We start from the raw sequence: 21,107 nt of genomic DNA, 5'->3' as shown, positions 1-21,107 counted from the left end.
CGAGATGGCCCAGGCAGAGTCGAGGAGGAGGCCCGCGGCCTGGGCGGAGCGTGCCCTGCCGTCACTGCGCGCCCGCTTCTACCTGCTCCTGGCCGGCCTCACCGCGCTGATGCTCGCGCCCTGGATCGTGACCGAGGAGCTGCGCCGGAGCACCGACGGCTTCGCGGTGGCGCTCCAAGAGGCGGGCTCGTTGCGCTTTCGCTTGCTCCAGATCCACCTCGAGCTGCCGCGCGCGCAGCGCGACGAAGGCACGCGCCAGCGGGTCGAGGTGCTGATGCACGAGCAGCGGGACGTGCTCCGCGCCGCCGTGTCCGGAGATCCAGCCGCGCGCCTGGCGCCCTGCCCCACCGACGAGGTCTGCTCGCGGTTGCGCACTCACCTCACGCGTTGGGACTCGGAGCTCGAGCCGCGATTCCGTTCCGCCTTGGCCAGGAGCGACGGGCGCACCGATGCCTTGACGAGCGACGTCCTGCTCGAGGTGAACGAGCTCGACATCACGGTCCGAGCCGCGGCGCGCGCGATCCAATCCCGCACGGAGAAGAACGCCAACCTCGGATTCTGGGCCAGCGCCGCGTCGATGCTCTTGGTCGGGCTGGTAGCCATCGGCGTCTGGCAGGTCTTCGGGCGCATCCGCAAGCTCAGCGCGCTGGTCGGAGCAGCGGACGAACGCGGCCTGAGCGCCGAGATCCGCGGGACGGACGAGCTCGACGCCCTGGCCGGCGCCCTCGGCCGCGGCATCGCCGCGGAGCGCAAGCGCCGCGATGCGGAGGCGCGCCGAGCCGAAGAGCTGCAACTGCAGCAACTCGCCACCCACAGCGTCGCCGACTCGCTCAGCGCGTGGATCGCGGGGGACGGGTCGCTGGACAGGGCCCTGGCCGAGGTCGCCCGGGCCACCGGCCACGAGCGCGCCGAGCTCGCGCTGGAGCACGGCGCCCCGGACGCTTGGCGCAACAAGCAGCTCGAGTGGGGCGGCAAACAGCTCGGCACGCTGCGGCTGGGCGGATCGGCCAAGGAGCGGCCCGCCTCCGACGAGGTCTTGCTCGACACCTTGTCCCAGGTCTTCGCCATCGCCTGCCTGGCCGATCGCCTGCTGGCCGAGAAGACCACCCAGGGACGATTGGCCATCGCGCTGGGCGGCTTGTCCAGCCGCCCGGACGCCGCCGAGCTCGGCGAGAGCCTCCGCCAGCTCGTCCCTCACGACGCCGCGGTGCTCGAGCTGTTCGACTCCACGCTGCGCGTGGAGGACATGTGGGCGGTGCACGAGAGCCGTCTGGAGCGCCTGCCGGCGCTCTGCGACGGGGTGACCCCCGCCGAGGTCACGGCCATCCCGAAGGACTCCGCCGCGGGCTGCCCGGCGCTCGCCCAGCGCTGCGCCGGCGCGCAGCTCGCCGTGCCGCTCAAGGTGGACGAGACCCTGATCGGCGCCTTGCACCTGGCTCGGGCGAGCGGCGAGTTCTCGACCCAGGACGTCCAGGCGGCCGAAGCGCTCGCGCCGGTGGCGGCCAGCGCCCTCGCTCGCGTGCAGCTCGAAGCGCGCCTGCGCTTCGCCGAGCAGTGGAGCACGCTCGGCGCCTTCGGCCGCCTGTTGGCCCATGAGATCAAGAACCCCCTGAACAGCCTGGGCCTCGAGCTCCAGCTGCTCGAGCGTCGCGTCGCGAAGCTGCCCTTGGCGCCGTCCGACCTGGAGCGCGTCGCGTCTTCGGTGCAGGTGGTCAAGAGCGAGCTCGCTCGGCTGACGAGCCTGGCCAACGAGTACCTGTCGATGAGCCCGAAGTCGGGCGCGCTCGAGGTGAGGCCTTTGGACCTGAACGAGGTGGTCGCCAGCGTCGCTCGCACGCACGCGGCGAGCATGGCGGACCGAGGCATTCACCTGGTGGACGAGCTCGGCCCGGAGCCGGCCATCGTGCTCGGCCACCCCGACAAGCTCAAGCAGCTCGTCCACAACCTGATCGGCAACGCCATCGAGGCCATGGCGAGCGCGGAAATCAGGGTTGCGACGCTGTCGATCCGGCGGCGCGACGGTGACTACGAGCTGTCGGTGCGCGACACGGGCCCGGGTATCGCCGACCCGGTCGCCATCTTTGCACCAGGCTACACCACCAAGACCAGCGGCACCGGCATGGGCCTGGCCATCTCCCAGCAGATCGCGCGCCAGCACGGCGGGCGCCTTCTGGCGCGCGCCCTCGACAGCGGAGGCGCGGAGTTCACGCTACGGCTCGCCGCACACGACGACGCTCGTCCGAACTGACCCCGCCCGCCCAGCGAAAAACCTGCGTCCACACTTCCGGGCTCGCGCCGGCCGGTCTACGCTGGCCGCATGCTGAGGAAGGCCGCCAAGTTCCACCGTGACGCCGTTCGCCCCAAAGCCAAGACGGGCAAGACCGAAAAGCCAAAGCTCGCCAGCGTCGACACTGCGCTCCCCGGTGTGAGCGCCTCCGACAAGAAGAAGGGGCAAGGGCACACCGAGCCCCGTAACGCGGCGGCGCGGGCAGACAAGAAGGCAGCTTTCAAGCTCGAGGACTCGGCCTCCGGTCGGCCCTCGCGCAAGTCCACTCGAGGCAGCTCGAATCGCGCCAAGCCCGACTCGAACCTGAAGCAGCGCCAGACGCGCAAGGCCACCTCGCCCAAGGCCCGCGCCCGTCGCGGCAAGTGACGGCGCCGGACAACCGCGACATCGCCGACGCGCTGGAGCAGATCGCCGATCTGCTCGCGGCGCAGGATGGCGACGCGTTTCGAGTGCGCGCCTATCGCGCGGCAGGCGACTCCGTCCGCAAGTGCCCGCGCGCGCTCGCGGAGCTCGACCGAGAGGGAGGCGTCGCCGCGCTCGCCGAGCTACCCGCGATCGGCAAGAGCATCGCCGCGCTGATCTCCGAGCTCTGTCACAGCGGGCGCGTCCCGCTGCTCGAGCGCCTGCGGGGCCAGGTCTCGCCGGAGGATCTGTTCACCACGTTGCCGGGCATCGGAGAGGCCTTGGCCACGCGCCTGCACCGGGAGCTCGGGGTCGAGACGCTGGAGGAGCTCGAGCTCGCGGCCCACGACGGCCGGCTCGAGGGCCTGCCGGGCTTCGGCCGGCGCAGAGCGCAGGCGCTGCGGGATCTGCTCGACGTCCGGCTCTCGCGCTCGACCCGCCGCCGAGCTCGGCTCGTGCCCGCGACCGACCAACCAGCCGCCGCGCCCAGCGTGGACGTGCTCCTCGGGGTTGACGCCGAGTATCGAGCGCGTGCGGCCGCGGACGAGCTGCCGAAGATCGCGCCGCGGCGCTTCAACCCCGAAGGCGCGGCCTGGCTGCCCATCCTCCACACCGACCGCGACGGCTGGCACTTCACCGCGCTCTACTCCAACACCGCCCGCGCCCACGAGCTCGGGACGACGCGCGATTGGGTGATCCTGTACTTCGAGCAGGACGGCCACGAAGGGCAGTGCACGGTGGTCACCGAGCACCGCGGTCCACTCGCGGGGAAGCGCGTGGTGCGCGGCAGGGAGGCCGAGTGTGCGCGGGTCGACTCGGGCGATCGCCGGAGCTAACGTCACGGCCATGCGTGAGCCACCCCTGGGTCTCGAGGCCGCGCTTTCGCTTCGAGGTCGGGCGTGAAGCGCGATTCATCGCACGTTTGGTCGATCCTGGTGTTTGCCGCGCTCGCGCTCCCCGCCTGCGGCGGCGACGACTACAGCGACGACCCCCACGATCCGAACGCCTACGTGCAGACCTTCGACGGCCTGCCGGGCGCGCTGATCGGGGTTTCGGGAACGAGCGAGGAGGACGTGTGGGCGGTCGGGGGCAACCCGGGCGACGGCAGCGGCGCGTTCGTGCTGCACTTCGACGGGCAGTGGACGCGCAAGCTCACCGGCCACCAGGTGGATCTGTGGTGGGTTCACGCCTTCGCCGGCGGCCCCGTCTTCTTCGGCGGCAGCGGCGGCACCATCCTGCGTTACCAGAACCAGAGCTTCGAGAAGCTGCCGACGCCCGGCAGCGCCACGGTGTTCGGCATCTGGGGCGCGACGCCGGACCAGCTCTGGGCAGTCGGCGGCGACCCGGCCAAGTCGGGCACGGCGTTCGTGTGGCGCTTCGACGGCAGCACCTGGAGCGCGGCTCAGGGCTTCCCGAGCGTGCCCGTCGCCGCCTGGTTCAAGGTCTGGGGGCGCGCGGCGGACGACGTGCGCTTCGTCGGAATGGACGGCGCCATCGTCCACTTCGACGGTAAGGGCTTCGAGCAGATCGCGTCGCCCACCGATCGCCGCTTGCTCACCCTGTTCGCCGAGCCCGGCGGTCGCTACACCGCCGTCGGCGGCATGAGCCAGGCGGTGATCCTCGAGGACGTCGGCGGCACTTGGAAGGACGTCAGCCCCGCTCCGCCGACGCACGCCATGATCGGCATTCGTACCGCCGGCGACGACGGCTACGCCGCCGGCACCGGCGGCAGCGTGATGCGGCGCAAGGACGGCGTCTGGGTGGACGAGCCGCTCGGCTTCGACGTGTTCGCGGACTTCCACTCGGTGTGGATCGACCCGAAGGGCGGCGTGTGGCTCGGCGGCGGCAGCATCGCGAGCTTCCCGTTGGTCAACGGCGTCCTGGTCCACAAGGGCGCGAAGATCCCCGGCGGCAGCTACGCGGACTGAGGCAAATCCGCGACAAACCGCCGGGCTTGGGCCCACGTGGTCTGGCCTGCCGGTAAAGCTTGGCGGGACCGGGGTCGCTGCTATCCTCCCGCGTCCTCGACGCGGGCGGGGCGCCCCCGAGGCAGCCAACGGACGGGAATCTCGACGTGAAGAAGAAGGCGATCTTGCTCTTGGGCCTGCTGCTGGTCCTCGCCGCGGCGGTGCTCCCGGCGTGCTCGCGCGCGGCCAGCACGTTCGGGTTCGGCGGCGCGAGCGAGAGTCTGATCCACGGCAAGCTCCCGTCGAAGCACTCCGGGCTGCGGCGTGAGGTGCGCCTCACCGACAACGTGATCGCGCCGCGGGGCGACTTCTGGAAGAGCGAGCTGACCACCATCTTCTCGTCCGCGGAGTCGTTCGCGGAGTGGGATCTCGGCGCACCGACCCCGATCACCGCGATCTACTTGCAGGGGGACGACAACGACACCTACACGGTGACCGTCTCCGATGACGGGAAGGATTTTCGTCCGCTCTGGGAGGGACGACCGGTGGGCGGCGGAGGGCTGCAACCCCGCTCCGCCGACGGGCTCGGCGGAAATGCTCGCTACGTGCGGGTGACCGCGTCGGGGGGCGACGGCTCCTTCGCGCTCTCGGAGATCCAGGTCTTCTCGCAGAAGCCCGGGACCTGGCCGCCCAAGCCCGTGGTGAAGGACGCCATCCCGCCGGACGAGGTGTTCCGCAACAAGATCCTGGCGTTCGGCCTGGCCTTGTCGATCCTGGTCATCTTCACCTGGAAGGGCGCTCCCTTCTGGTGGACGCTGCTGGTGCTGCTGGTGCCCTGCGCTGCCGCCTTCGACGCCTGGCGCGCGCTGTCCGTGGCCTGGCCCCCCAGCACGCGGGAGGTGGCCCTGGTTCGCGGGGTGGTGGCCGCCGTCGGCGCCCTGATCGTCGTGCGCGAGGTGTTCGCTCCCGCGAAGCTCTTGGCGAACCGGCGCGTGACCGTCGGCGTGTTCGGCGTGTGCGCGGGCCTGGCCATCGCGGCCTTCTACAACCTGGGGCACCCGCAGTTCCACGACTACAAGAACGGCCGCCCCGGCTTCGTGCACAACTTCGACATGCGGGTGTACTTCCCCATCGCGAAGTACTTCAAGGAGCTGCGCTTCGACGGTTTGTACCTGGGCAGCGTGGCGGCGTATGTCGATGACGACAAGAGCGTCACGCTCGAGTCGCTACGCAGCCAACAGCTGCGGAGCCTCAGGACCCACCGCATGCAGAGCGTCGGCGACTCCATGGCCGACATCAAGGAAGTGCAGAGCCGTTTCTCGCCCCAACGCTGGGAGGACTTCAAGCGCGACATGCGCTACTTCCGCGAGAACATGGGGGTGCGCGACTACCTGGGGAGCATGAGCGACCACGGGGGCAACGCCACGCCGGTGTGGTTCCTGTTCGGGCACGCGATGTTCAAGAACGCGTGGGCGTCGAACCAGACGCTGACCATCACCGCGATGCTCGACCCCATCCTGCTGGTCATCGCGCTGGCCATGATATGGCGCGCCTTCGGCGTGCGCACGGCGCTGGTGTCGGCCATCGTCTTCGGCGCCAACGATTTCTACATGTTCGGCACCTGCTGGGCGGGCGCGACGCTCAGACACGACTGGCTCGCCTACCTCGCGATGGGCATCGCGCTGCTCAAGCTCGAGCGCTGGACCTGGGCGGGCGCGCTCCTGATGCTGTCCGGGCTGATCCGCGCCTTCCCGTTCTTCGCGCTGGTCGGCGCCGCGCTGCCCGCCATCTGGTGGCTGATCGACCACGTACGCGAGAACCGCCGCCTGCCGTCCCTGGCGCTGATCAAGCAGGAGCAGATGCCGATCCTGAAAGTGGCGCTGGGCGCCACCGTCACCGGCCTGGTGCTCTTCCTGGCGTCTTCGCTCTTGTTCGGCTTCCACTCCTGGTCGGAGTGGTTGCACAAGGTCTCGATGCTTCAGCGCGACCCCCACGTGAACCACGTGAGCTTGCGCGCGTTGATCGGCGGTCCGGACGGCATCCACACCCGAGTGCTGGTCGCGCGCACCAACCTGTACGCCGCGGGCATCGCCATGTTCTCGGTGATGGTCGCGCTCGGCGCCCGGCGCAAGAACCTGGCGTTCGCCGCCACCTTGGGCACGCTGATGATCCCCATCGCGTTCCACCCGGCGAACTACTACATCCACTTCATCTTCGTGTTGCCGATGCTGGCGGCGGAGCTCCAGGACACCAAGAAGGGCGGCGAGCTCTGGCCGATGAAGCCCGCCGACGCGGGCCTCTGGATCACGCTGCTCGGTCTTTGCGCCGCGCAGTACTTCGTCGCCATCGAGAAGGATCTGGGTCTGCACTTCTATTACTCGAGCGCGCTGATCATCCTGGGCACGGCGGCGCTGCTCCTGGTGACGATCGCGAAGGACTTCGACCTGGTGCGCCAGCTGGTGCCCGCCGGTGCGCTCGCCGGCGGTGGCGTCGCCCCCGCGAGTGGGACGGCGGAGCCGGACCCGGGAGGACGAACGCCTCCCGCCGAGGAGCCCATCGCCGCCGAGCCAGCCGAGCCGAGCGCCGCCGAAACGGCGGAGCCCGAGCCGGCGGACGCACCGCCCAAGGCCGAACCGGCGGCGAAGGCTCCACCGGACGCCTCTGCCCCGAGCGACGAGCCGCCGGCCGCCGCCGCGGAACGAACCCCTTCGGCCGAGTAGCACCCGCCGAGTAATAATTGCGGGCTGACGTTCGAGGCCGCTGCCTGGCCCGGTCTCGGAGCGGCGTGTTAGCCTTTGCCAAGCTCTGGCTCGTCTTGGCTTCGCGATGAAAGAGACGGATGGCATCCCCCTGGGCACGGTGGTGGCGGGGCGCTACCGCGTCCAACACCGCCTGGGCGAGGGCGGAATGGGCTCCGTCTACGCGGTCGAGCACGTCCACACGGGCCAAGAGCTGGCGCTGAAGGTCCTGAACCCGAAGATGGTCCGTGACCAGATCGCCCTCGAGCGCTTCCGGCGCGAGGCCCGGGCGCCTGCCCGCATCCAGAGCGACCACGTGGTGCAGGTGACCGACGCGGACGTCGCGCCGGAGCTGGGCGGCGTGCCGTTCCTGGTCATGGAGCTCCTGCGCGGGCAGAGCTTCGATCAGCTCCTCGAGCACCGCATGCCCCAGGTCGAGGCGCTGCTCTACCTCCAGCAGATGGCGCGCGCTCTCGACAAGGCGGCGAGCCTCGGCATCGTCCATCGCGACATCAAGCCGGAGAACCTGATCCTGACGCGGCGCGAAGACGGCACGCCCTGCGTGAAGCTCCTCGACTTCGGCATCGCCAAGCTGACTCAAGGCTCCGAGAGCGTCGCCTCCAAGACGGCGACCGGCGCCATCTTCGGCACGCCGCTGTACATGGCGCCGGAGCAGATCCTCGGTCAGCCCGAGAAGATCTGCGCGCAGACCGACATCTGGGCGCTGGGCATCATGGCGCACCGCATGCTCGTCGGGATCGAGCCCTGGACGGCGGAGACGCTGCCGCACTTGGTCGCGCAGATCGCCTACGAGCCGCTGCCGGTACCGAGCGAGCGCGGCTCCCGCCTCGGCGGCGAGTTCGATCGCTGGTTCGCGCGCTGCTGCGCACGGCGACCCGAGGACCGCTTCGCGACCGCGTCCGAGGCAGTCAGCGCGCTAGCTCTGGCGCTGGGAGAAGAGGCGCCAATGGTGAGCTCCGGGGCGGACCTCGGCACCTCCGCGCCGCGCATCAGCTCCCGGCGCGGCTCCACGAAGGACGCCTTCGCCGCCACCGCGGTCGCGGGCGCGCACTCCGCCATCGGCTCCGACACACTCTCGGCGCAGGTCACCACCAAGAAGGGCCCGAACAAGCTGGTCGTCGCGGGCGGCGCGCTGCTCGCGGGCTTGGTCCTCGGTGGGATCTGGATGCTCGTCCAAGGCACGGGAGCCAAGGGCGAAGCGGCGGGCCCGGCGCCGGCGGCCACCCGGGAGCCGACCGTCTCGGCGCCGGCGGAGCCGAGCGCGACGAAGCCCCAGGTCGAGCCCACCACGAGCCCCGAGGTGCTCCCCACCGCCAGCGTCGCGCCCACGCAGAGCTCGAAGCCACCCGTGAAGCCAGTCGTTGGGAGCGGACCGAAGCCCCCCCCCACGACGACCTCCACCGGCGGCGCCAAAGACCCCTTGGACATGGGACGTAAATGACCCGATCGAACCGAGTGACCGGGCCCCGTCGGGGCGCAACGATCGCCCTCCTGCTCGTCTCCCTCGCGGCGAGCTCGGCGCTCGCCCAGGGCGACGCGGCGGCTGCCGAGCAGCTCTACAAGGAAGGCAAGGCCCTGGCGAAGAAGGGCAAGTACACCGAGGCCTGCCCGAAGTTCGACGCCAGCTACAAGCTCGACAAGGGCCTCGGCACGCTGGTCAACCTGGCGGACTGCAACGAGCGCATTGGCAAGATCGCGACGGCCTGGGCGCAGTGGAACGAGGCGGCGGATCTCGCGCGCCGGGACAAGGACGAGCGCGAGAAGTTCGCCGCCGGCCGCCGCGACAAGCTCGAGCCCAAGCTGCCGAAGGTGAAGGTCGAGGTGTCGAACCCGGTGGCGACGCTGGGTGTGTACCGCGGCGACGTGAAGCTCGAGCCGGGCAGCTTCGGCGTCGGGTTGCCGGTCGATCCCGGCGAGGTGACGGTCACGGTACGCCGCGGCGAGCAGGTGCTGAAGACCGAGACGGTGACGGCGAAGGAGGCCGAGACCTCCAGCGTGAGCCTGGATCTCGCCGCCATCGATCAGGAGTTCCCGGAGGAGAAGCCACCTCCAGTACCCACGGCAACGGCGGCCCCGCCTCCGACCGCCGCACCGCCGCCACCGCCGCCTCCTCCTTCGAGCAGCCAGAAGACCATCGGCTACGTCGTCGGCGGCGTGGGCGTGGCCGCGTTGCTGACGGCGGGCGTGCTCGAGTACGTGGCGCTGAACAAGAAGTCGCAGGCCGACGAGCCCGATCAGTGCCTGAACGGCTACTGCAGCCCGAACGGGTTCGAGACCATCGACAGCGCCAAGAGCTACGCCACCATCGGCCAGTGGGTGGGCATCGGCGGAGTGCTGTTCACGGCCGTCGGCGCGACGCTGATCCTGACGGCCCCATCCGCTCCCGAGACGGCGGGCAGGCCCGCGGCGCGCGCCCGCCCGGCGCGCCCGCGCGCGGCGCTCGCGCCCTACGTCGGACCTGGCGGCGGCGGGCTCGTGCTGTCGGGGGCCATGTGATGCTGGCCCCGCGGGCTGCTGCGACCCTCGGCGCCTTCGCCGCGCTCGGCTGCTCGGGTCTCTTGGGCATCGACGACGAGCAGGAGGACGTCGTGCAGACGGTCTGCGGCTGTAACGGCGCCCGGCCGACGATCGACGAGGTGTCCTGCAAAGAGTACGTGACGCACCGGCTCGATATCGCTCCCCCCGCGACGCGGGCCGCCTGGATGAAGACGTTCGACCAGGCCTGCCGCGAGAGCTGCAACGACAACACCTGCTGGAATACGATGTTCGCTGCGCGCCCGGTGTGCAAGGACGCCGACGAAGAGTGCGAGGACGGCGATTGCTCGGAGTGCTGCCAAACCACCGCGGGGAACACCGTTTGCGCGGGGGCGCCATGACGGCGCTCCTCCTCCGCATCGCTCGCCGGGGCACGCTGCTCGCGCTCGGCGCCGGCTTGGCGCTGCTGCCCAGCTGCAGCTCGCTCTTCGGCCTGGACGACTACACCGACTCGACCGACGACCTCTGCGATCTGGCGCAGAAGTGCTACGACTTCTCGGCCTGCGAGAGCCACATCGGCCCGAAGCTCGACGGCGCCTCCGCGGACGCGCGCTCCGAGTGGCTCGCCGCCATCCCGACCAAGGACTGCCTGGCGAACTGCGCCAAGAGCCGCAAGTGCCTGACCATGGCCCCGGTCTGCAACGCGCCCCATGAGCCCTGCGACCGCGAGGAGCAGTGCTGCGACTTCCTGTCCGGCAGGGCGCGCTGTCAGGCGCCGGTCGGCGCGGCCTCCGATCCCGACGCCGGTCCGATCGCGGCGAAGCGTTGCTGCCGCCCCGACGGCGTTCAGACTTCGGATCCGTCGAGCTGCTGCTCGGGCGTCTACAACCCGAAGATCAAGGCCTGCGGCCAGAACGTGTGCCGCCCTGAGAGCTCGGACTGTACCGACGATCTTCAGTGCTGCTCGCAGCGCTGCGACGGGGGCAAGTGCTCCGAAGAGCAGTGCCTGCCGCTCGCCACGCCTTGCTCGCCGAGCGACAAGTGCTGCGACGGGGCCCAATGTCTGGCCACCACGGGCGTGTGCGGTTTCCCGGAGGAGTGCCGCACCGTCCGCGCGCCCTGCGACATCACACAGACGCAGTGTTGCCAGGGCCTGACCTGCCTGCCCGCGATCAACAAGCACCCGACCTCGGAGCTCTGGGACGGACTGTGCCAGCCGAACGAGGTCTGCATGCCCAAGGGGTACGACTGCACCAAGACCCCGTGCTGCCAGGACACCGGCGTGCCGCTCACCTGTCGCAACGGCGAGTGCAAGCCGCCGTGCGAGCCGGTAGGCACGGTCTGCGCCGACAATGGTGACTGCTGTAGTGGAAAGTGCGAGCTCGGCCCCGAGGGCCCCAAGTGCGCGTGTGCGCAGATCTATTGCGAGGTCGAGGGCAGCGGCGACTGCTGCTCGGGGATCTGCGTCGGCGGGGTGTGCACGGCGGCCTGCGCGAGCAGCACGGTCTGCCACGACGAATGCGTCCCGGGCCCCGCGCTGCTCGAGCAGGACATATCGAGCTGCAAGCAGGTCGATCCGAACTGTCTGTCCCAGATCTGCGCGGCGGACCCCTTCTGCTGCTGCGTGGAGTGGGACGCGACCTGCGTGAAGCAGGTCATCCAGCACCCGAGCTGCGGGGTCGCGGCCTGCAATTGATGCGGTCCCCCTGGCACAGCTGTGCCAGGGGCAGCACACCGGGGCGGCGAATTCCCGCCGATTCGTGGAGCGGGGGTCCGGCACGAAGCGTGCTAGCCTGAGGGCACGCTCCCGGAGGTTTGTCTGGGCGCGGGTGTCGGAGGCGACGAGATGCGGACGTGGATCGGTCTCCCCTGGGTCGTGTTGGCAGCGCTCGGTTGGACGGCGGGCTGCGGGTCGTCGGCGGCGTCCGATTCAGGAGGCCCCGGCAACAAGCCAGACACCGAGCCACCCTGGCTCCACGGCGATCCCGACAACGTCTTCGCGACGACCGAGGAGGGCTCCGCCAAGTCCCTCGGCAGCGGCGGCGCTGCAGGAAGCGGTCCTGGCAGCTTCGGTGGCGCCGGCGGCGCGCAAGCGGCCGACCCGCTGGGAACGCTCTGCCCTGGCTACTCCACCGGTGCGTACTCCCACACGCTGACCGCGAGCGCGGTCGATCCGGGCAACCTCGCGGCCGCGACCCGCGCTCGCGAGGTGCTGTTGCGAGGCGAGACGCCGGTGCCCGGCTTCGTGCGGCCCGCCGACTTCGTCAACTACTTCGGCTGGGCTCCGCCTGCGAACGTGGCCGACGGCCAGCTGGGCGGCTCGCTCGAGCTCCGGCCGCGCAAGGTCGCCGGCGTGGAGATCCCGAACCAGTTCGAGCTGTACGTCGGTGTCGTCGCGGGCAAGGTGAGTCGGCCGCCCGTCGCGCTGACGGTGGTCATCGACTCGAGCCAATCGACGGAAGCACTCGCGCGCACCAAGGCGACGCTCGAGGCGCTGGCCAGCGCGCTGAAGTCCGGCGACCACGTCACGCTGATGTCCGCCGATCCGAGCGTCCCCTTGCTCGAGACCAAGGAGCCCGCCGCCGAGCTCGCCCAGCTGGCGAGTCAGCTCACGCTCGGCTCCGGCGGCACGGTCGGCGCTCGGCTGCCGGCGGCCTACGACAGAGCCAAGTCCTACCCGCCCGGGAGCTGGAACCGGGTCGTCGTGATCGGCGACGGCGAAGAGAGCGTGGACGAGGTGGACTACTCGCGGATCGAGTCGGAGGCTGCAAACGCCAGCATCTTCCTCACCGTCCTGGGCGTGAGCGGTCAGGGCGGCTACGGCGACGCCGGCCTCCACCGCTTGGCTCGTCAGGGACGCGGACGCTACCTGTACATGGACAGCGTCAGCGAGCCGGCGGCGGTGTTCGCAGCCCGCTTCGACGAGGTGTTCGGCCTCGCGCGGGACAAGGTGCGCATCCGCGTCGATCTCCCGAGCTACATGCACGCGATCGATCCCGAGCCGGTCGGCGGCAACGGCGCGCCGCGCGACAAGTATCTGGCCCCAGGGGAGTGGGCTCACTTCGTGTTCCACGTCACCGTCTGCAGCGGGGAGGCCATCCACGACGGCACCACCGGGCCGGAGCCGCTCACCGCGACGGTGACCTCGACGCTCGCAGACGGGACGACGGCGGCGCCGGAGCTGAAGCTCGGAGCGCTGCCCGTGAAGAAGTACCTCGCGCTGACCGCCCACCCCGGTCTCGACAAGCTGGCGGCCATTCGCTCGTTCGTCGACGCGCTGAAGTACCCCGAGGCGACCCGCTTCGCCGAGGCCAAGGCCCAGCTCTCGGCCAACGCCAGCCCCGGCCCCGAGCTGCTCGCCCTGCTGGCGAAGCACCCGGGCTTCCCCAAGGACTGAACGCGATGAGGCACGCCGCGCTCCTGGCCGTCACGCTCTCCGCGCTGGCCGCGGTCGCCTGCGGTTCGTCGTCGTCCGATGCGGAGGACCGCGGCCCGGGCGGAGGGATCCCCGGCAGCGGGGGAGGTGGCGGCAGCGGCGGAGTCCCGGTGGAGTCGCTGAACGAGTTCGGCTACGCCTCCGAGAGCGAGGCTGGGCTCGGAACGCAAGCCTCGGCGGCCGCCGCACCCGTCAACACGATCTGCGGGTCGCTGGACACCACCTCCATCGAGAAGGTGGAGGTCTTCCCGATCCCGGCTCAGAGCCGCGCCTCCGCCACCCGCTCCAGAGAGATGCTCATGCGCAAGCAGGCGCCGATCTCGGTCAGCCTGCGCACCGAGGACCACCTGAGCTACTACCGCATCGGCGCCGGGGTGGCGCCGGCGGACGCGCTGGTGCCGACCGTGATCCTCAGGCCGCTGCAGATCGGCGGGACCGTCGTCCCCTTGCGCTACCAGCTCTTCGTGGGCCTGGAAGCCGGCCCGATCTCGGCGCGTCCTCCCGTCGCCCTCACCGTGCTGGTGGACACTACGCCGTCGATGGCCGGCGAGCCGCTCGAGCGCGCGAAGAAGTCGCTGCGCGCGCTGGCCGACGCCCTCGCCCCGAACGACCACCTGGTGGTGATGACGACCCAGCACGAGCTGCTGTTCGATCAGGCGCTGGTGGATCCCCTCGCGAACACCAAGGATCTCGAGCTCCAGCTCGCCATCGGGGCCGACACGACGCTCCGCGTTCCCGTCCAGACCGCGCTGGAGAAGGCGTCCAGCCTGCTGGGCACCGAGCAGTGGAATCGCGTCGTCCTGATCAGCGACGGGCAGGGGGATCCCGACATGCTGCCGTTGGACGACATCGCCGCCGCGACGTCCGCGGGGATCCGGCTCGGGAGCGTGGGCGTGGGCGGGAGCTACGTGATCGGCGACGCCCTTCTGTATCGAGCTGCTCAGGCTGGCCGGGGCAGCTACGTGTACATCGACTCCCCGAGCGAGGCCGAAGCGATGCTGAAGGCGCGCTTCGACGAGGTCTTCGGCGTGCTCTACGACGCGGTGCAGGTCACGCTGGATTTGCCCTGGTTCTTGAAGCTCTTGGACGACGGCAGCACCGCGGGCCCGCCGCAGGGGGACGCGGACCCCCGAGCGATGGCGCCAGGGGCGACGCTGAGTTTCCTGTTCCAGGTGCAGAGCTGCGCCGACCAAGCCATGACCAAGTACGGCACCTCCTACCCGCTCTCGGTCACGACCAGCTGGGTCAAGCCCTCGGATCAGTCGATCGGCAGCGTCACCGAGGTCTCGAAGGCCGCCGACTTCTTGAACATGCAGAGCACTGCGCTGGAAGAGTACCTGGCCGCACAGGCCTACGTCGCCGCGCTCCGAGCGCCGACCAAGGCGCGCTTCGCCGACGCCTTCGAGCTGCTCAACCCGCTGAGGCAGCCTGACAACGCCTTTGACGAAATGTGGAACCTGCTCGACGCCTACCCGACGAAGCCGTGAACCTCAGCGCGGAGCGCGCAGGCGCACGACCTTGCCGGGTTTGTCCGGCGGCTCGACGGGCGGCAGCGACAGCACCAAGCGCTCGATGAGCGGCAGCGCGCGGAGCATCAGGCCTTCGGCGTGGAGCTCCGAGAACGTGCCGTCGAAGGCCAGCACGAGCGCGTAGATCCCGGCGAAGCCCCGGGTGAGCGCGCCGAAGCTGCCTTCGCGGAACACTGCTCGCGACGGCCAATCCGCTCGCAGCCGAGCGAGCGCCATGCTGGCAGCGAGCTCGCGGCGAAATTCCCCGGTGTCGCGGCAGCGCGCGAGCTCCTTGGCCAGGAAGCGCGCGCTCCACGGGTCGAGGCCGCGCGCGGCGAGCGAACGCTCCGCCGACTCGGCTTCGAGCGCGCTCAGTGCCTCGGCGTCGAGGCCGGCCCTCCGGGCGCGAAAGAGCACGTCCGTCAGGCGCACGATCACATCGACACCTTCGTCCAGCTGACGCTTGCCCGAGCTGCCCCAGATCACGGGCGAGTCCTTGTCCACCACGAACGCTCGGGCAGCGGGGATGCGCTCGGCCAAGAGCTCGAGCTCCGAATCCAGGCGCCGTGCGATGGACACATCGACGCGTACCTCCCCGAGCTCGACATCGGCAGTCACGCCGGCGAACGAGTCGAGGAGCTCGCAGAGCCGTGCACGCACACGCTCCGGCTCGGCCGGCGCCTCCGCGAACACCGCGACGACGCGGAAGCCGCCGCGGTGCGGGGCAGACACCAGGCGCGGGTCGGCGGGCTCGGCGCCACCGATCTCGGCGCGGGCGTCCTCCGCGCCGAGATCGCGGCGGACCAGCTCGAGCAGGCGCAGGAGTGCCGTCACCTCCCCAGCCTACCCCTGCGAAGTCTCGCGCGACCCCAGGCCTTTTCCTCGGGAGCGGGCCGCCGGCAAAAAAATCGCTTGCGCTCCGACCACATGGGATTATTACTGGTCGTATGATAAAGAATTGCCTGCGACTGGCGCTGCTCGTCGCGCCGCTCTTCGGGGGCGGCTGCAATCACGCGACCGCCGAGCCCGACGAGGCCTATCAGGGGGTGATCGAGCTCGACGAGCGGGTGCTCGGCTTCGAAGTGGGCGGGCGCGTGGAGCGCGTCGAGGTCCGGCGCGGTGACGCGGTGAAGGGTTCCGCGCAGCTCGCAGCCCTCGACTCGAGCTTGGAGAAGACGGCGGCAGAGGCCCGCGCAGCGGAGGTGGACGCCGCCAAGGCGCAGGTGGCGCTGCTCAAGGCCGGCGCGCGCCCGGAGGAGATCCGCGCGATGGACGCCCGGATCCGCGCCGTCAAGACCACGGAGGCGCTGCTCACGAAGAACCTCGCTCGCGAGCGCGAGCTCGAAAAGCGCGGCGTCAGCTCACGCGCGGCGATCGACGAGATCGAGACGAAGCTCGGCGCGACCATCGCGGACCGCCAGGCCCTCGAGCAGCAGCTCAAGGCGCTGAAGCGCGGCGCCCGCTCCCAGGAGATCGCCGGGGCCACCTCGCGCGCGCAAGCGGCTGACAAGACCCTCAGCGTCCAGGCCGAGCGCGTGGATCGTCACGTGCTCAAGGCTCCCAAGGAGGCGGTGGTGCTCGACGTCCACGTCGAGCCGGGGGAGGTCGTAGCCCCCGGGGCACCGGTCGTGACGCTGGGTGACACGAGCCACCCTTACGCGGACGTGTTCGTGCCCATCGGCAAGCTCGACGGCATCAAGCTCGGCACTGCGGCGGCGGTGCGCGTCGACTCGACCAGCGCTGCGTTCCCCGCGAAGGTGGAGCACATCGCCCGCGCTACCGAGTTCACACCGCGCTACCTGTTCAGCGAGCGCGAGCGACCCAACCTGGTGATCCGCGTGCGCCTGCGCATCGAGGACCCGGAGCAGCGCCTGCATGCCGGGGTACCGGCCTTCGCCAAGTTCGCCCGCTAGGCCCGACTCGAGCTGTCTTGCCATGATCAGACCACGATCATCATGAGCGACGAAAACCCACGGAAACTGCCGGCGAGGCCGGCGGATGCATCCTCGTGCCTCGGGATGAGTCGCGACTTTCTTGCAGGTCACCCTCGGAAGGTGACCTGCAAGAACCGCCTCCGTAGCGCGCTCTTGGCGGCACAAGAGCGCGCCGCAAGTCGAGGCTAGAGAAAGGAACGCCCATGCCCATCATCCAGACTCGGCACCTCTCCCGTCACTTCGGCTCGCTGGTCGCGGTCAAGGACCTGAACCTGGAGGTCGAGAGCGGCGAGATCTTCGGCGTGCTCGGGCCGAACGGCGCCGGCAAGAGCACCACCATCCGCATGTTGTGCGGCATCCTGGACCCGAGCGGTGGTGAAGGCAGCGTCGTCGGCCTCGACATCCGCAAGGAAGCCGAGCGCATCAAAGAACGCATCGGCTACATGACTCAGCGCTTCAGCCTGTACGAAGACCTGAGCGTCGAGGAGAACCTGGCCTTCTACGCCGGCATCTACGGCGTGGGGCTGCGGCGCCGCCGGGAGCGCATCCACGAGGTGCTCGAGACCTCCGGGCTCCTGGGCCGCAGGAAGCAACTGGCTGGCACGCTGTCGGGCGGCTGGAAGCAGCGCGTGGCGTTGGCCAGCGCCACCATCCACCAGCCGCCGCTGCTCTTCCTGGACGAGCCAACCGCCGGCGTGGACCCGGTGAGCCGGCGCGAGTTTTGGGAGCAGATCCACCGTATCGCCCACGAAGGCACCACGGTGCTCCTGACCACGCACTACATGGACGAGGCGGAGCGCTGCCACCGCTTGGCCTTCATCTTCGGCGGTGAGGTGCTCGACACGGGCACTCCGGACGAGGTGGTGGACCGCCGCCAGCTTCGCGTCGCCGAGCTCGAGGTCGAGCAGCACGCGCGCACGGCGGCAGCGGCGCTGCGCGAGCACGAAGACGTGGACGAGGTGGCGCACTACGGTCACCTGCTCCGGCTCGCGACCAAGAACGGCGCCGACCCGGTCGCCCTCGCCGAGCAAGTGCTCGGCGCCATCGATCTGGTCATCGCCAAGGCGCGACCGGCGCGCGTCACGGTCGAGGACGCCTTCGTCAGCATGGTCCGGGACGAGGCCGAGCGCGCCGACCAGAGGAGCGCGGCGTGAACCTCCGACCCTGGGTCATCGCCAAGAAGGAGCTGCTCCAGCTGCGGCGAGACCGCCTGACCATGGCGATGATGCTGATCCTGCCCGTGATGCAGCTCTTGTTGTTCGGGTACGCCATCAACACCGACGTGCGGCACATCCCCACGGTCGTCTACGACCAGGACAAGAGCGCGGCGTCCCGGGATCTCGCCCAGAGCTTGCGCGCCACGGGTTTCTACGATCTGGTGGGCGAAGCCCGCGACTATGCCGAGATCGAGCACGCCCTGCGGGCCGGCCGCGCCCGCGTGGCGCTGGTCATCCCGACGCGCTACTCGAGCGACCTCACCCGGGGGCAGCCGACGTCGGTGCAGCTGATCATCGACGGCTCGGATCCGCAGACCGTGGCCAGCGCCACCAACACCGCGGCCTCGCTGGTGGCGGCGCGCTCGAGTCAGCTGATGGTGAAGCGCGTGACCCGCCAGGGTGGCACCGCTGCCGTGATGCCCATCGAGCTCGAGCCCAACACCTGGTACAACCCCGATCTTCGCACGGCGGTGTACATCGTGCCTGGCCTGGTCGGGGTGATTCTGACCATGACCATGGTGATGCTCACGGCGATGGCCATCGCGCGCGAGCGCGAGCGCGGCACGCTCGAGCAGCTGATCGTCTCGCCCGTGAAGAAGCTCGAGCTGGTGGTCGGCAAGATCGTGCCGTACATCGCCATCGGCTACGTGCAGATGACGCTGATCCTGGGCGCCGGACGCGTGGTGTTCGACGTCCCGCTGGTCGGCTCGTTGGGCATGCTCTACGCGCTGGCGTTCGTGTTCATCGCCGCGAACCTGGCGCTCGGCCTGTTCTTCTCGACCCTGGCCAAGACGCAGCAGCAGGCCATGCAGATGTCCTTCTTCTTCATGCTGCCGAACATCCTGCTCTCGGGCTTCATGTTCCCGTTCGAGGCCATGCCGGAGCCGGCTCAGTGGCTGTCGCAGGCGCTGCCCCTCACCCACTTCTTGCGCATCGTCCGGGGGATCACACTGCGCGGCGCGAGCTTCTCCGACCTCGCGGCGGAGCTCCTGGCGATGACCGTCATCCTGGCGGCGCTGGTCACCGTGGCTTCGCTGCGCTTCACCAAGAAACTGGCCTGAACATGGCACGTCCCAAGAGCGACATCGAACCCCGCATCGTGCACGCCGCGCGCCAGCGCTTCCTGGAGGACGGCGTGGACGGCGCCTCTCTGCGCAACATAGCCCGCGACGCCGGCACCAGCATCGGCATGATCTACTACTACTTCCCCAGCAAGGACGATCTGTTCCTGGCGGTGGTCGAGGAGATCTACGCCAAGCTGCTGGCGCAGATGGAGGAAGCCATCGCGCAAGAGAGCACGTTCGAAGCACGGGTCCGGGCCATCTACGCGCGCATCGGTGACCTGGGTCACGACGAGGTGGACGTGCTGCGTCTGGTCGTGCGCGAAGCGATGGTGTCTTCCGATCGCCTCGAGCGCCTGATCGAGCGCTTCAAGCGCGGCCACATCGGCCTGATGCTCAAGGCAGCCGCCGACGGGCTCGGCGCCGGAGAGCTCGATCTCCGCTTCCACCCGGCGGTGATGGTTATGTCCACGTTCGCGCTGGGGATCGCTCCGCAGATGATCCGCCGCATCGCCGCCGAGCGCATGAGCTGGCTGGATCTGCCGGCCGGCCCGGCCTTCGCCAATCAGCTCGTGGACGTGCTGCTCCACGGCATCGCCAAGCTCCCGGAGAAAAACCGATGAAGTCCCTTCGCAAGCTCTCGTTCGCCGCCTTCAGCGCCTGTGTCTTCTCCGCCAGCCTCGGCTCGGCCCAGGAGCCCGCCCCGCCTCCGCCCATCGAGGAGAAGGCCGCACCCACGGCCGCCGACGATCTGTCGGCGCGGCTGCGTTCGATGATGGCGCGACCGGCCGGGCTCACCTCCGCCGACGTCGGCCGGCGCGCCGTGAAGAACAGCCAGGACGTGCGCGCGAAGCAGGCGGAGATCGCGGCCGCCAGCGCCGAGGTGGACAAGGCCTTCGCCGGCTGGTTCCCCAAGCTGACGCTGACGGCGCGCTACACGCGCCTCTCCCCCATCGACACCCCGAGCTTCGGGCCCGGGAACGCCAACCTGGTCGCGACCCCAGCCCCCGCCGGTCCGCTGCCGCCGAACCCGCCGCTCGTCGCCATTCCCGGCTCGGCGCTGTCGTTCCCGGTCGTGCTCGACCAGTACGCGCTCCAGGCGGGGCTGCTGTTGCCCGTGAGCGACTATTTCCTGCGCATCAGCCAGTCACACACCGCCGCGCAGCACGGCAAGGGCGCCGCCGATCTCACCCATCGCGCCGCCAAGCTGAGCGCGGCCGCTGACGCCAAGCTCGTCTACTACGGCTGGGCGCGAGCGAAGCTCTCCCACGAGGTCGCCAAGCAGAGCCTCGTCCAGGCCAAGTCGCACCACGAGGCGGCGAAGATCCTGTTCGAGGTGGACCGCGCGGCCAAGGCCGACGTGCTCCGCGCCGAGTCGGCCGTTGCCGGCGCCGAGCTGCTGGTCGAGCGCTCCTCGAACCTGACCGAGCTGGCGCAGGACCGCCTGCGCACCGTGCTCAGGGATCCGCCGGGGACGCGCTACGAAATTGGTGAGGATCTGCTGGGCCCAGCGCCCGGCCAAGGCGAGCGCCTCGACTTCGCGCCCCTGTACGCCGAGGCGCAGCGCCAGCGCCTCGAGCTCCGCGCGCTGGAGAAGGCCGGGCTCTCCCTCTCCGAGCAGCGGCGCGCCGTGAAGAGCGTGAGCTACCCGCGCCTGGACGCCTTCGGCAACGCCTACTACGCGAACCCGAACCAGCGCTACGTACCCCAGACCAAGGAGTGGAAGGCGACCTGGGACGTCGGGCTCCAGGTGAGCTGGACGCCCAACGACGTGCTCACGTCGAACGCCACCTCCGCCGGCCTGGAGGCGCAGCGGGCGAAGCTGGAGGCCCAACGCGAGCAGCTCCGCGACGCGCTGCGCACCGAGGTCTTCGACGCCTCGCAGGCGCTGCGCGAAGCGAGCGTTGGGGTCAAGACTGCGGAGCGGGGCGCCACGGCGGCCGAAGAGGCCTACCGCGCCCGCGCGGAGCAGTACCGGCTCGGCCGCGCCAGCAGCGTCGAGCTGACCGACGCGGAGGCCGACCTGCTCCGTGCTCGGCTCGAGGTGATCAACGCGCGAGTGGGCGTGCGCATCGCGCGCGTCAAGCTCGACCACGCGCTGGGCCGCGACGCCAAGTGAAG

The 21,107-nt window shown here is 70.2% G+C and carries 17 protein-coding genes; 16 read left to right on the top strand and 1 reads right to left on the bottom strand.

The window, feature by feature from the left end; genetic code table 11:
- Window positions 1-4: 4 nt before the first annotated feature.
- The 11 genes from HS104_38345 (at window position 5) to HS104_38295 (ending at window position 14,753) form a co-directional block, all read left to right on the top strand.
- Entirely contained in the window at window positions 5-2,248 is a 2,244-nt protein-coding gene (locus tag HS104_38345; GenBank protein MBE7485821.1) for a hypothetical protein, read from the top strand.
- A 69-nt stretch (window positions 2,249-2,317) separates the two neighbouring features.
- Entirely contained in the window at window positions 2,318-2,653 is a 336-nt protein-coding gene (locus HS104_38340) for a hypothetical protein (protein MBE7485820.1), read from the top strand.
- The gene (locus tag HS104_38335; GenBank protein ID MBE7485819.1) at window positions 2,650-3,525 is read left to right on the top strand and encodes a DNA-binding protein; all 876 of its coding nucleotides are present in this window, start codon (window positions 2,650-2,652) and stop codon (window positions 3,523-3,525) included. Before HS104_38340 ends, HS104_38335 begins: the two co-directional genes overlap by 4 nt.
- Window positions 3,526-3,588: 63 nt before the next feature.
- Window positions 3,589-4,617: a hypothetical protein gene (locus HS104_38330; GenBank protein ID MBE7485818.1), complete on the top strand. Its 1,029-nt coding sequence runs from the start codon at window positions 3,589-3,591 to the stop codon at window positions 4,615-4,617.
- 146 nt (window positions 4,618-4,763) lie between these two features.
- Complete coding sequence (locus HS104_38325; GenBank protein MBE7485817.1) at window positions 4,764-7,316, top strand: hypothetical protein; 2,553 nt, start codon at window positions 4,764-4,766, stop codon at window positions 7,314-7,316.
- Between the two features lie 106 nt (window positions 7,317-7,422).
- Window positions 7,423-8,796 (top strand): serine/threonine protein kinase, encoded by a 1,374-nt coding sequence (locus HS104_38320; GenBank protein MBE7485816.1) that lies wholly within the window; start codon window positions 7,423-7,425, stop codon window positions 8,794-8,796.
- A gap of 14 nt (window positions 8,797-8,810) precedes the next feature.
- Window positions 8,811-9,851 (top strand): hypothetical protein, encoded by a 1,041-nt coding sequence (locus tag HS104_38315; GenBank protein MBE7485815.1) that lies wholly within the window; start codon window positions 8,811-8,813, stop codon window positions 9,849-9,851.
- The gene (locus HS104_38310) at window positions 9,851-10,231 is read left to right on the top strand and encodes a hypothetical protein (GenBank protein MBE7485814.1); all 381 of its coding nucleotides are present in this window, start codon (window positions 9,851-9,853) and stop codon (window positions 10,229-10,231) included. The genes HS104_38315 and HS104_38310 overlap by 1 nt, the downstream gene beginning before the upstream one ends.
- A complete protein-coding gene (locus HS104_38305) occupies window positions 10,228-11,526 on the top strand; it encodes a hypothetical protein (GenBank protein MBE7485813.1) in 1,299 nt (432 codons plus the stop codon). Before HS104_38310 ends, HS104_38305 begins: the two co-directional genes overlap by 4 nt.
- Window positions 11,527-11,676: 150 nt before the next feature.
- The gene (locus HS104_38300) at window positions 11,677-13,227 is read left to right on the top strand and encodes a hypothetical protein (GenBank protein ID MBE7485812.1); all 1,551 of its coding nucleotides are present in this window, start codon (window positions 11,677-11,679) and stop codon (window positions 13,225-13,227) included.
- A gap of 5 nt (window positions 13,228-13,232) precedes the next feature.
- Window positions 13,233-14,753, top strand: coding sequence for a hypothetical protein (locus HS104_38295; GenBank protein ID MBE7485811.1), 1,521 nt, complete (start codon window positions 13,233-13,235; stop codon window positions 14,751-14,753).
- A gap of 3 nt (window positions 14,754-14,756) precedes the next feature.
- Here HS104_38295 and HS104_38290 read toward each other — a convergent pair whose 3' ends face one another.
- Window positions 14,757-15,608, bottom strand: a complete 852-nt coding sequence (locus tag HS104_38290; protein ID MBE7485810.1) for a hypothetical protein — start codon at window positions 15,606-15,608, stop codon at window positions 14,757-14,759.
- A 113-nt stretch (window positions 15,609-15,721) separates the two neighbouring features.
- On the opposite strand from HS104_38290, the gene HS104_38285 reads away from it, so the two are divergent.
- From HS104_38285 to HS104_38265, 5 genes are all read left to right on the top strand, one after another.
- Window positions 15,722-16,687: an HlyD family efflux transporter periplasmic adaptor subunit gene (locus tag HS104_38285; GenBank protein ID MBE7485809.1), complete on the top strand. Its 966-nt coding sequence runs from the start codon at window positions 15,722-15,724 to the stop codon at window positions 16,685-16,687.
- Between the two features lie 224 nt (window positions 16,688-16,911).
- Window positions 16,912-17,862: an ABC transporter ATP-binding protein gene (locus HS104_38280; protein MBE7485808.1), complete on the top strand. Its 951-nt coding sequence runs from the start codon at window positions 16,912-16,914 to the stop codon at window positions 17,860-17,862.
- 17 nt (window positions 17,863-17,879) lie between these two features.
- Window positions 17,880-18,986, top strand: coding sequence for an ABC transporter permease (locus HS104_38275; protein ID MBE7485807.1), 1,107 nt, complete (start codon window positions 17,880-17,882; stop codon window positions 18,984-18,986).
- A 2-nt stretch (window positions 18,987-18,988) separates the two neighbouring features.
- On the top strand, window positions 18,989-19,609 hold the full coding sequence (locus HS104_38270) for a TetR/AcrR family transcriptional regulator (GenBank protein MBE7485806.1): 621 nt from the start codon (window positions 18,989-18,991) through the stop codon (window positions 19,607-19,609).
- Window positions 19,606-21,105 (top strand): TolC family protein, encoded by a 1,500-nt coding sequence (locus HS104_38265; protein MBE7485805.1) that lies wholly within the window; start codon window positions 19,606-19,608, stop codon window positions 21,103-21,105. The genes HS104_38270 and HS104_38265 overlap by 4 nt, the downstream gene beginning before the upstream one ends.
- Window positions 21,106-21,107: the final 2 nt, after the last annotated feature.

This window comes from Polyangiaceae bacterium, from assembly GCA_015075635.1.
In the GTDB taxonomy this organism is placed as follows: Bacteria; Myxococcota_A; Polyangia; order Polyangiales; family Polyangiaceae; genus JADJKB01.
Note: the sequence above shows the minus strand (reverse complement) of the source record. Positions and strands in the feature narration are given on the sequence as shown.